We start from the raw sequence: 12175 nt of genomic DNA, 5'->3' as shown, positions 1-12175 counted from the left end.
AAACGCGAGCGAGCGAAGGCTCATTTGTCGGACCCAAAATGATGTGGGTCTTGGTCATTTTCTCTCATTTTTTGCCGAGACAAGGCGAGCCTTTTCAGCCTGATCCAATCAGAATTTTAGGGGCTTGAGAGAACGTATCCAAAAATTACTATTCGAAAAGGAGCGTGATATCGAAATTCCCTAGGATCCCGTTATTGGCGGGTATTATTCCGTTAGTTTTTCTGCCTTCGAAAATCGGGGTATCGCTCATTTTTATCTTAGCCCAAAGTTGGTAACGAGTAGGCGGATACGCATGGTGAACTCTCGTTTTTTGCAGCTCGATGAGTTTCATTTCTCAATTTGTCAGAGCGAGTTCAGCGTGGATGAGGGATCTGATTAGGGAGACTTACACGTGCTTTATTTCGGCATCATCGCTCGACTAATTCTGAGGATCTCCTAAGATTGCATGCGTCGAGACTGTCGGAACGTTTCCTAAATGGTGCGGCCTGACTTCTCTAAATTTTACCCTCCCTTAATCCCATGCTTTCACGAATCTCTCTCAAAACGTTTTTCCGTTTATCTCTGCTGTTCTCGTTTATAGCTTCAGGCGGTACACTGCATGTGCAAGGAGAGGATACTTCTCTCGATGATGCCCCTTTAGCAGAGGTGAATGGGCACCCATTTGTAATTGTAACGATCATCGACAAGAGCAGCGATATGGACGCAAGGGTTGCCCCCTTTCGGGAACGGTTGTTACGAGATGCTTTTGAGGATGCTATCAAATCATCGCCGCTAAATTATGCCTATACCTTACGGTTTCAGGAAGGGAAAAGCGTGGAATACGTTCCGGAGCTGATCATTGAAATTGCTGATTGGAAGTATGTTGGTTCGAACGCTTTTGAGTGTTCGGCTCAAGCGAAGTTTATCGATGCTCTTAAGAACAATCACAATCTGAAAGGATCGATTGGGGTTGAGTCCACTTTGACTTGGGCAGGCTCGAGTGCGGAAATGGAAGAATACCTTGAAGCCTCGGCCCGTAGGGTCTTCGAAAAGCTGCTCCGACGGATACTGAAAAAAGGCTTGTACCGAGCTGGGTAGAGGAATGGCATGCGAGGCTCAATCGAGGGCCACAAATTATACCCAATAACACCATGAAAAGAGTAACTTGCGAACAAGTAGGCGGTGCCTGCGATCACGTTTTTGAAGCTGAGACTTTCGAAGAGTTAGTGGAAAAGAGTAAAGCTCATGGGATGGAGATGCTACAGCAGGGTGACGCTGCTCACATGCAAGCGATGCAAAAGATGATGGTGCTTATGCAGTCTCCTGAAGAGATGAACAAGTGGATGGACGAACGCCGTAAAGAGTTTGAGGCTCTTCCAGAGGTCTGATTAGTCGACGCCTCTCAGACGAATTAGCGAACGACTTTTGTTTCAGACAATATTCGCTCGAATTGCTCGCGTAGCTTTGGATCGCGAACGTTTTTGAGTCCAATTCGCGCTGCTTGCCGGGCATGGTCAATATCGGCAAGCATCTCATAGAAATGGGCAGTGGAGAGGGCTAGTTCGCTTGCTTCCGTAAATGCCAAAACACCCTCGCTGAGGAGTTCTACTTGGATTGCGTTTGGACGAATGGAACTGTGGTCCCAAGCCTTCGCCATGAGTTTATAGGTCTGAGGCAAGGCAGGCGGCAGGGATCGGGCTTTCAAGAGTGGCAGCAGAATTGCCTGCATTTGCTCTGCGGAAAGTTGTCCGTTTTCGTTCGGAGATTTGAGGGCTTTGGTCAATGTTATGTCGGCGAGAGCTACCCAAACTTCGGCTCTGTTGACTCCATTGGATGTCGCTTTAAGGAGGAGGTCGTAAGCCTTTTCTTGGTTGCCAGCTTGGTATTCGCCTAGTCCGTAAGCGGCGAGCAATTGCGGGTTGTTTGTGTCGCGTTTGAGAGCAACCTTGTAGCTGAGTACTGCTCTATCGGTGAGTCCGGCGAGGAGTTGGACATCTCCCTTGATGCGTCCGATCTCGGACTGTGAAGCGGAACGAAGCTCTACCTCCGGGTAGGCTAAGGGCTGATCTTTATTTAATTTGACGTATTGGTAGTTGTGGTACGGATAGCGAATGTGAGCTTCGAATTTTTTTGTCATCTGACGGTAGCTCATGTCGAAGCACTCTTCAAATAGCTCTTCGCTTGGCTCTTCTGTTTTCAATCGCTCCACGAATAGATCGAAGGACTGCTTGTACTTTCCTCTCGAGGCGTAGTTGCAAAAGTGGACAAACACGTGACACTGCTTAGCCCATAGCAAGTCGGTCAGGCGATTAAGCTCTTCGTATTCTTCGATCGGGTACGAGAACATTTCTTGGAGCGGAATAAGAATTTGCTTTGCGAGAGCTATATGGAAAGGTGGGTCTTGGGTCCAGAACTCAAGCACAGCGTCTAAGGGCACTGCATCCATCTCCTCCGCTTGCACGGGGGCAGCGGTTAGCATTTCATCCTCGCCCTCTTCAGCCGCTGTTTCAGAAATTACACCAGCGAAGACTAGGGCTTCGTATACTGAATCAAAATTCCCACCTCTAGGAATTGCATTCGGATCTGGTATGCCTCGATCCATGTCGAGCTGGCCAAATTTGATGATTCGATCGTAGAGCTCTATATCCATGACGATTTGCAACCATCCTTCCAGAAGCCAAGGGGGGAGCTTTTTGTCTTTTGCTAGGAGGAATTTTGCATATTCGCGAAATAGCTGCCTTCGATAGTCGATTTCGAGACTTACGGGCTCGGTGTCTATCCGGGTATTGTAATACCGAGATTGCATATTTAGCACAATAGCGAGTTGGGAGTCGTTTTGTAACAGAAGGCTGAATACTCCGTTCCTGCTCTCTCCCACGCGTTCTGTGAATCTCCAAAATTCTCCTTTCGAACCACAGAGTATCAATCTTGCATTTGCTTTAGGGGTAGGGCGTATCGGAAGTACAAAGTTTAAGGCGTCTCTGAACCGGCCGAAATCGCTCAAAAGCTTTTTTGTGTTTATCTCGCTCGCGTTGGATAGAACTTCGAATTCGTCCAGTTGCCCGTAGCTCCATTCCTCCTCGTCGGGCAATTCGAAGCTTCCCATTGATTTTACCGGGTCGAGTTCGAAAACATCCAAAGGTTCACCCTTAGCGAAACAAGATGGAGCTGCGAACACGCATAGGAATACGACAAGCATAAACCTGAACGGCTCGAATGTCATCTTAAGCTGTTTATTCATGGTGCTCTTATTTTTAGCGACTACTCCACTACCACATGGCGAAAGCTTAGCTCGCCGTTAGGTTTGAAAGTGAACCTGATAATGTAGTCTCCTGCATTGATGCTATCGCAAGTGCGAAGCCGAATGACGTCGCGGACCGGGTTTCCAGTGGTCGGAGCTATTTCGAAAAAATCGTCACAAATAAGGCCTCCATCGCTAGCGATTATTTCCAATTTAGCTTCGAGCGGAGTGTCACCGTCGTACTGATACGGAATATTAAGTCCATAGCGGTCACCAACACCGACGTAGATTTCCCACTCGGCCAGACCTTTATCAGGAGAGTGAGTGAGGATGGGTCTGGTGAAAGATTCGCGCACGGAACGAACCACTATTGAGTAGAGCTTAGCCGTGGAGTCGTCAGGCAATATGCCGTTTGCTCCTAGGTGGACGGTATCTCCCGGCGCGTAACGCCGTTTCAACATGCTGATACGGTCTGACCCCAAAAGTTGGAGATAATAGTTGGTTGGTATCCAGTCCCGAAGCCATTGAGGTCTGTCCTGGATTCTAGGATCCAGGGCGATGTAGATCTCGGTGTGGTCTGCTACCTCGAAACTTACCTCTAGCTTTTCATTTTTCGCGTCTGCTGTTGGTCCGCGTAGCCAGTCACAATCGCTTAGGCGGGAGTAGAAGCGTTCGATGCTGGGGCCGGCGTCGCTATAAAGAGCTCGTCCAGTACGAAGATTGGCGATCGCTTGCCAAGCTTCGGGGGCATTGCTTCCGGTAACTCGAAAATTGGATACGGAAGTTGCTGGAGCAGGAGGGGAACGTCTTTTTGCCATGGCTAGGTATCTTCCATTTCCAAGTTTAACTTTGTCGCCCGCATGGAAACGTTTCCGGTAGATGGGGACTTCGCGTTGATCGGGGTTCGCGGTTGCCAAGTCGAATTCGGTGAGTTCCCAACCGCTTAACCAAGGAGACGGAGCGTCGAGTGCAGCTACAAAGAGGTCAGCGTCCTGTGAAAGAGAAGCGGAAATTGAAAAGGTGCTGTCAACCACTGCTTCCCTGTTGGTTTGGATCCACTCGGTTTCGCGCAACGGGAAGGAGAGATGGGCTAGGGTTGTCGATTGATCTTTGAATAGCTTGTCGCCCGTATCTAGCCAGGTTTTGGCTTCCGTGTCGGGGTGGCTCGATTTAACTCTCGTCAAAAGTCGATTCGTCTGGGCCAGTCCTTGGGTTTTCTTAGGGGATGAAATCGCAATGGCCGAGATAACGGCCTGAGTGGACTTCACCTCTGGAAAGGATAGAACCAGCTTTCCGTCGTCGATTTGTACGGGCAGAGTTTTCTTGAAGAGAGAGGAAAAACCAGCTTCCTGCCAAATATCTAGGTTCTGGATACGCGTTTCTCCGTTCAAGGCGATGTCGAATTTTCGCCATCCAGAAACGTCTTTTGATCCATCCGCTCCATACCAAGGTTCAATGAAAAAGAGTTCTACTTCGTAGTCACCATTGGGCAGGTCAAAATGATAGCTGAGTTCCTTTCGCCCGTAGCGAAAGCTCTGTAGCAACGAATCGTCTTTGGTTCCGGACACGGGCTGGTAGACACGTCTTTTGCTTCCAAACTCCGATGGCAGGTTGGCAAAACGGTCCCCCCACGATCTCGCTCCCCAACTCGCTTCGTTGCGATAAGATTGATCCGCTAGCCAAAGGTTGCCTTGTGAGTCGGTATAGTCGGGGCCACCGCAATTGATTCTGTAGAGGTAATGCTTTTCTTCCTGCTTGGATTGGATTGCTGGTTCCTCGAGGTTGGCCGCAGTGGCTAAGGGAGCGGGGGGCAAATGGTGTAGCTTGATTATGTCAGTGGCGACTGTTTCTCCATTCATTCGAGCCTCAGCATATAGGGTATCATATTTGATATCCGCTGCGTCCCATTTGAAATGAGTTCCTTTAGGACCACGGGTCCGAACGCCTAAGGAGGATTCTCCCAAATCGTTGAAGAGTTCTACTTCATCGCAATTTGAATACACGATGATACCGTCTTTCAAACCGGGTTCAGTCCAGCGATCTGGCCAGGTGTGGGACACGATATAGACCATGGGATCCTCCTCTGCAGCGGTGTAATTGCTCCGATACATATAGAACACGTCGAGCGGTTCGCCCCAAATCGTTTGCAGTCCCTTGTTGTTGGCGGGGCCGATTTGATCCAATTCGCGGATACCGTCTGTTGTTTGCTGGCCTTGTGCCCCAACGTTTCTCCCCGGGTTCTGGTGAGTGGTCATAGGCCAAGCGAAATGGCCGATCGCTTTGTCCCGTACCGTTTCGGCGAGCCGGACTTTGGTTTCCATCAAGGCAGTCATACGATCTTCTGATAGCACGCCATCTTCGATGAAACCGCCCTCTGTGTGTAGATCGATGCTACGCCAAGCTCCGTATTCTCCCACTAGACGCTGCTTGCGGATCTCGTTCGCGTAATTGTAGAGATCGCCTCCGTAGGTGCCGGACCAGTTTTGGGCGACGTCCCAATCTGTACCTTCCCCACTATTACAAGTGGTTATGAGGCGCTGCTTGCTGGCAGTCGGGTCGAGTTCGCGGATAATTTCGACACATTCTTCTGCGAACCATGCAGGGAGTTTACTCTCGTTTTGCAGCCCATAGAGGATTAGCGATGGGCTGTTCCGGCGCTCTTTGATCCAATCGCGGAGAAGTTTTTTGTAGTTGGAATAGAACGCATCGTTCTCGAACCAGATGTGAGCACCGAATTGGGTCCACCAAAGCATGCCAGATTGGTCCCACCTTTGATTGAAGCGAAGATTGTGCGGGTGGTGGGCGTCACGGAAAATATTGAAGCCTGCTGCCTCGATCTTGGATGCTCGGGTTGCGACCTGCTCTGCGGAGAAGGCGTGGCTCTGCCCGAGCAAATGCTCATAGTCGGCCACACCGTTGAGGAAGAAGGGTTCTCCGTTTATGAGGAGAGGCACGTCCGTGGGGCCCGCTAAGTCTGGCCAAGTGATAACTCGAATTCCGTAGGGGGTGCGAATTTCATCCACGATTCGGCCCTGGTGTAGGACTTGAGTCAGGACGGTGTAACGATGCGGATGATCCGGGTGCCAGAGCTTCACTTCATTGGTCGATAGTTGAATCGGCTGTTCTAATTCCTTGGTCAAAGTTTCTGCGACCAAATGACCATCCGGGTTCAGCAAACTGTGCTTGAGAGCGATGGATTCGCTTGCCTCTGCGCCTTGCAGTTCCGTCTTTATGAAAAGGGTTGCTCCAGTCTCAGTCGCCGAATCGTCATTCCAAATATGAATACCAAACGGAGCAATCCGTATGGAATTCGTCGTTACAAGGTGCACAGGGCGAAAAATTCCAAAAGGCTGCGTGCCCTCCGAGAATCCGTAAGCGAGCTCGCACCCTCCGCAAACCCAAGGCAGGTCGCGGATGCCATCGGGATGATCTGCTCGTACGCTGAGAATATTGGTCTTTCCGTAGGATACAGCGTCGCTGATATCGATCTGAAAAGTAGTCAGGCCTCCGGCATGAGTGCCGACTTGCTTGCCGTTAACCCAAACGGTTGCATAGGAGCCCACTCCCTCGAAGAATAGGCTGATTTGTTTATCCTGTTCTTCAGGGGTGACGTTAAAGGTTTTTCGATACCAGGCGCTTCCGTGTTTCACTCCGTGCTTAACCTGGCGGTATCCCTCGTAAGAATCCCAGTTATGAGGAACGGAGACGCTTTCCCAAGATTGGTCGTCGAAATTTTCCGAAAGCCAATCCTCTTCATCGGAGGGTTCCACATCAGTCGTTCTCCAGTCTGTATCCAGAAGCTGGTGGCCACGATAGGGCGTTTCAATTGGAATTTGAGAATAGCCAAGGCAGGTTGTAGCTAAAACGCAAACGATGCTTAGGCAGCGTCCTACAAGATTTTGGGTAAATGGCATCTTAAACTGTCTGCAGGATCGTAGCCTAAGGCTGCGGTTCGCGGTTGGCTTCGATCGATACGTCGTCTATGAGGTAGATGGCCTTCTTAACCTTGTAGTCAGACTCGGGAAGCTCTTGGCCGCCCACTCCACGGTAGCGGAATTCGCCGGTACGGATTGTGAGTCGCTCGACAGTTCGAGCTAGGTCCGTGAAATAGGCGATCCGGTAGAGGACTTCCTGGCCATTGATGCGGAATTGAAAGCGGTCTACGTTTTTGTTGGGGTTTACGTCAATTTCGATATCCATCCATTTGCCCGCTTCGTATTCACCAGCTGGTTTCCAGATACCTTCGTGGCGGGCTTCGACTTTTCCGTCTTCGGTGAACGCTATTTGTACCGGACGAAGTCCCTCGGCATTCGCTACATCGATCTCGAGGCGTCCGTCTGTTTGCTCCAGCAATAGCTTAAAACGAATGAGAGCCGAACGACCTTTTGGGAAAACTCGAGTGACGCTAGCATAGTCGCTCGGATCCTCGTCGCTGAGAGAGAGTGCCATGCCCTGTTTCGAATCAGTGTCGATCACTTCGGTCGGGGCCCAGATGGGACGGTATATGTTCCAGTTTTCTGGCAGGCCGTTGTGGGAACTTGTCTCGAAGTCATCGAAAAATATCTTCTTTTCGACCGCAAATTCGACGGGTGCGGGAACTCGGCTGACCCAGATGTCTTCTTTATTAACGCTGTAGGTAAGCCAGAGATCTTCATCCGGAGGCGTACCATTTCCTTCCGAAATTCCGCGAACGTACTGAGGTCCCATATTTTTGTACAAACCAGGGAAGCGTTGGTCTGGGAGTTCACCGTGTACTGAAAGGAGGTTGTCAAAGTTCGTCCCGTCTTGACTGGTAGCGATCGCTAGTGGATGGCGTAGGCGAGTGGTTGGATTGAATACGAGGGCGTAGTCGCCGTCCTTCGTCTTTTCGGCCCAATACTTGGAGGAGTTGATCGGGATGTTTTTCGCGAATCCGGTACGTATCCAAGATTCCCCTTCGTCGTCGGTAGTCATGGTGACTGCGTTTTTCCAAATTCCGACAACCTTGCCATCCGGCATGTGGTAGTAGGAGAGCGCTTTGCCTTTTTCGCGATAAAATCCGTCTTCCGAGCGGTCCTCTTCCCACCACTGGGCCGTCATCAGCTTATTGCTTAGCAGGGACTCGCAAGCGTCCTTGAAGGCTTGATCTTTGCTTTCGGTGTAGAAGGGATACTCGGCAGCATCCGCTGGATCCCAATCTTCCTGCGAATTGTAGCGGATAAAATAAATGGGGCCAAAGCTTCCATCTTCTTTGATTTCGCGAACCACTCGTCCAATGCCGCTTCCGTCATTGGGTCTTGGATACTTTCCGTGAAAAGCGGTAGCCAAGAGCTTGTCGTTGGGAGCGATGTAAAAGCTCGAACGTTGGTGGGTGAGGGTGTATTCTCCGTTGGGCCGCTGGTAGGATGGAAATAGTGTTTTTGGTGTTTCCCAATTAACCCCGTCCTCCGAGCTTGTGTAGGAAGTCGGAGTTGGCATGTCGTGCTCGTTTACTGGCGCGCTTAAGTAATCGAGGTGGAACTTGCCTTTCCAATAAGCCAGCATCGGAGCATGCAGGTAGGTGTGGTCAAGTCCGTCCAGGTGGGTTGGCTCGGCGCGATTGGCTCGGTAGACCTGGATGTTTTGAGTGCCGATAGCGGGGCGGAGCCCGCCATCTGCAGCGGTGCTGACCGAAATCTCGGTCGCGTAAGCGATAGGCGGTTCGATCTCTTTCGTATCAGTGTTTGCAGCGCAGGCGGTCAGGCTGCCAAGGGCGACTCCAGCTAGGAGAGAGACCGAGGGGTTCACCTTTCTAGGAGCGAAATTGGTAAGGGGGGATTTCTGTTTCATGTCAGGCTGTTGCTGTTTTTCAGTCAGGGGTTTATTTGACTGCTCCAGCAGACATTTGAGCTGCGAGCTTGATCGCTTCGATTAGGCTGCGCGGGTCTGATTTTCCTGTTCCTGCGAGGTCGAAATTGGTTCCGTGTTCAACGGAGGTTCGGATAATTGGGAGGCCAAGCGTCACGTTAACGCCCTTCCAAATTCCCAGCATCTTCGCCGCCACGTGTCCTTGGTCGTGATACATGGCGATCGTGGCGTCAAACTCGCCTTGATTCGCTCGGAAGAAAACGGTGTCGCCCGGATAGGGACCGGAAACGTGGAAGCCACGCTTGTTCGCCTCCCTAATTGCGGGAGTGATGAATTTGATCTCTTCGTCCCCGAATAAACCGTTTTCACCCGCGTGCGGATTTAGTCCCGCTACAGCGATGTGAGGTTTTTCCACGCCGATCCTGCGGATGGCTTCGTCGGTCAACTCAACAACTTTCAGGATCCGCTCCGGCCGAACTCGATGAATAGCTTCGATGAGGGGCACGTGAGTGGATACATGGCTAACGCGAAGCTTTTCGGCAGCCAACATCATGGTTGCTCCAGGCCGTTCGCAAAGTTCGGCCAAAAGTCCGGTATGCCCGTCGTAGTGGTGCCCGGCCTTGTTCATCGCTTCTTTGTTTAGAGCGCAGGTAACGATGCCCTGTACCTCCCCCGCGAGATTGAGTTCGGTTGCGACTTTGACGTACTCGTAGGCGGCTTGCCCGCACATGGGATCTACGGCTCCCAGCCTGAGTTTGTTCAAGTCGATATTTTTCTGGTCAAGCACATCGAGAGTCCCTTCCTCGAATTTGGCTTCCGATATCGAGCTGATGGAACGCAGGGAGATCGGAGCCTTCGTGTAGCCAAGCGCTTGCTGCAGGACTGCAAAGTCGCCGATAATCACAGGATTACATAGCTCGCTGAGCTTTTCCTCGACGAATGCTTTGCCGATAATCTCGGGACCAGTCCCGGCGGCGTCTCCCATCGTAATTGCGAGAATGGGCTTAGAAAGTGTATTCATAAAACTAGACTTCTTGTTCGATTACTTTTGGGCAGAATGCCTCGACCAGGGCTGGGGGCCAGGCGTAGCTGCCGGGTTTCGTAGTAATTGTGAGGTTCGGGCTTTTCTCCGATTGTAGGGAGACGACTCCGTCTCCCCATATTTGGATAACCTCTAGTGTATCCAAATTTAGGATTTTTAAAATAAGGGCGGCTGTAGCTCCTCCTTCGATGGCTAGATGGATAGCGACGTTTTTAGAGGAGTTGAGGGCCGTTGCGATAACGGCTCGTAGGGCTCGCTCTATTTCTGCTGCGGCCGATTCGCTTGATGTGTTCTCACGCCTGAAACCTAGGATGGCTAAACCGTTAGAGCTGATCATGTCGCTTGCGGACGAGGCGCAAAGATCGATGGATTTTTGGGGATTCGCAGCAGGGGACAGTTGCAGATCTAGGTAGGTATTCCCTTTGAGCGCTTGATGCAGCCTTTCCCGCTCAGGAGATAGGGTGCCTTGGATTAGAAGAGTGCTTGTTGGCAAATCAAATGGCCTTGGCTCGCGTTGTGTGGTCCCGACCAGGTGGCGATAGAAGTCCCGACCACCCGCCGCGAGATCGTCTGGTTTCACTTGTTTACTCCAGCGCTGGACTTCAGAGTCTCTTTCCGCTTCTAGTATGACGATCCCTGCGGTTGGTAGCGCGTCGCCTATCGAGCAGTAACTCACCGACCAACCGTGTGTTTGGCCCAGCAGGTCGAGTGGACTATCGCTTTGGGCGGGGTGGGTAGGATCCGAGGCGAACTCAGTTTGGCTCAGTGGAATGCCGTTGATGCGGTAGGTGCGGTCTTTTATCGTTCTGCCGCCGCTTGGGTTTTGCGGAAGCAAAAGGATACGCTTCTTGCCTAGGATTTGGGCAAGCAAGCAGAGCTCTAGGCTGACGTTTCCCCTCAGGATGGAATCTACTTTTTTGTAGACGGGAATTGCCGGAAACGATGAAAGGGCTTTCGAAATCGGAGCTAGTACGGCCTTCGTTTGCTCGCTTGATTTGAGTCTGCTGTCCGTATCCAGCACAAGATGACAATCCGGTTGCAAGTCAATCGGAGCTTTGACGCGATGGACCCTCGCCGAGTAGCCGCCTTCGAAGGAAACGGCGGCGATCTCCGCCGCTCCCGTGAAATCGTCAGCTACCACGATCATCCGGTTTCCTCCCCATTGTCTCACCTAAAGCGCGGAAGGAAGCTCGATGTGCAGAGCCAGCTCGGTCTTCAAAGGCGAGAGTTCTGATTCCGGACGCGTTTGCAAAGGTGGAGCCACGTACGGTTGGCCGAGGCCAAGGGCAGTGGTGCAAGCCTTCAAGGTTGCGATTGATTGGCCCAGAGTGCGGTCTCGTTGGAATATTAAAGCGATATCGTTGAGCTTGTTCTGGAGAAGTTCTGCTTGTTCCCAATCTTTTCCAGCACAGGTCTCCCCGAACACTGCCCACAGTTGGGGAGCGATGTTACCGGAACTTGGTACCAGCCCATCGTAGCTGGCTTGCATGGCCAGCAAGGATAGGCGGGCGACCCCCATGAAGATGGAAAAGTCGGAGCGACCTCCGAGTTTAGCTACCTCGTCAAGCCGTCCAGCAGCGTTTTCGGAGTCTTTAAATCCTACGATGTTTTCCCAATCCGCGAAGCGTTTTACCACCTCGATAGGAATGGACATGTGAGTCGCTTGCGGAATGTTGTAGGGAACGATGTCGCCGTTGATCGATTTCGAAAGGAGTGCGAAGAAGTCCAGCATCTCCTGGGCGGTGAGCGCATAATAAGCCGGTAGTGGGGCGACTACGGCGTCGATGCCGAACGATAGGAATTGCTTGGCTGTTTCAATAGAGTCCAGGACGCAGTTGTCTCCGATTCCTGCATACACCGGGACTCGACCGTCTGCCGTTTTTGCGGCGATCTCGACGAGACGCCTCCGGTCGTCGAATTGCACTGATGCAGCTTCGCCGGTAGTGCCTAGGACGAAGGCTCCGAGTCCATGGGAAGCAAGGCGGTCGACCATTTGCTCAGCAGCTTCCACGTCGAGTGTGAAATCCTCTGTGAGCGGCGTGACCATTGGGACGATGGTGCCTCTGTGTTTGTTAGGCTGTTTCATT

9 protein-coding genes are annotated in these 12175 nt (G+C 51.5%); 2 read left to right on the top strand and 7 right to left on the bottom strand.

Annotation, left to right across the window (positions count from 1 at the left end):
• Positions 1-148 precede the first annotated feature (148 nt).
• The gene (locus H5P27_RS18500; protein WP_185661906.1) at positions 149-331 is read right to left on the bottom strand and encodes a hypothetical protein; all 183 of its coding nucleotides are present in this window, start codon (positions 329-331) and stop codon (positions 149-151) included.
• Positions 332-519: 188 nt separating this feature from the next.
• Here H5P27_RS18500 and H5P27_RS18495 point away from each other — a divergent pair, with 188 nt between their 5' ends.
• Together H5P27_RS18495 and H5P27_RS18490 are read left to right on the top strand one after the other, a co-directional pair.
• The gene (locus tag H5P27_RS18495) at positions 520-1077 is read left to right on the top strand and encodes a hypothetical protein (RefSeq protein ID WP_185661905.1); all 558 of its coding nucleotides are present in this window, start codon (positions 520-522) and stop codon (positions 1075-1077) included.
• A 53-nt stretch (positions 1078-1130) separates the two neighbouring features.
• The gene (locus H5P27_RS18490) at positions 1131-1367 is read left to right on the top strand and encodes a DUF1059 domain-containing protein (RefSeq protein WP_185661904.1); all 237 of its coding nucleotides are present in this window, start codon (positions 1131-1133) and stop codon (positions 1365-1367) included.
• A 23-nt stretch (positions 1368-1390) separates the two neighbouring features.
• On the opposite strand, the gene H5P27_RS18485 is transcribed toward H5P27_RS18490, so the two are convergent.
• From H5P27_RS18485 to H5P27_RS18460, 6 genes are read right to left on the bottom strand one after another with little or no spacing between them, the layout of a single operon-like run.
• Positions 1391-3220 (bottom strand): tetratricopeptide repeat protein, encoded by a 1830-nt coding sequence (locus tag H5P27_RS18485; protein WP_185661903.1) that lies wholly within the window; start codon positions 3218-3220, stop codon positions 1391-1393.
• Between the two features lie 20 nt (positions 3221-3240).
• A complete protein-coding gene (locus H5P27_RS18480; protein WP_185661902.1) occupies positions 3241-7134 on the bottom strand; it encodes a malectin domain-containing carbohydrate-binding protein in 3894 nt (1297 codons plus the stop codon).
• A gap of 25 nt (positions 7135-7159) precedes the next feature.
• Positions 7160-9028, bottom strand: a complete 1869-nt coding sequence (locus H5P27_RS18475; protein WP_185661901.1) for a hypothetical protein — start codon at positions 9026-9028, stop codon at positions 7160-7162.
• Between the two features lie 31 nt (positions 9029-9059).
• Positions 9060-10067 (bottom strand): 4-hydroxythreonine-4-phosphate dehydrogenase PdxA, encoded by a 1008-nt coding sequence (gene pdxA, locus H5P27_RS18470; protein WP_185661900.1) that lies wholly within the window; start codon positions 10065-10067, stop codon positions 9060-9062.
• Positions 10068-10071: 4 nt separating this feature from the next.
• Positions 10072-11259 carry a four-carbon acid sugar kinase family protein gene (locus H5P27_RS18465; protein WP_185661899.1) on the bottom strand — a complete coding sequence of 396 codons (1188 nt, stop codon included), beginning with the start codon at positions 11257-11259 and terminating at the stop codon, positions 10072-10074.
• Positions 11260-12174, bottom strand: a complete 915-nt coding sequence (locus H5P27_RS18460) for a dihydrodipicolinate synthase family protein (RefSeq protein WP_185661898.1) — start codon at positions 12172-12174, stop codon at positions 11260-11262.
• Between the last annotated feature and the right edge of the window lies 1 nt (position 12175).

Source organism: Pelagicoccus albus (assembly GCF_014230145.1).
GTDB lineage: Bacteria > Verrucomicrobiota > Verrucomicrobiia > Opitutales > Opitutaceae > Pelagicoccus > Pelagicoccus albus.
The sequence above is the reverse complement of the archived record's forward strand: the minus strand, read 5'-3'. Positions and strand labels throughout refer to the sequence as shown.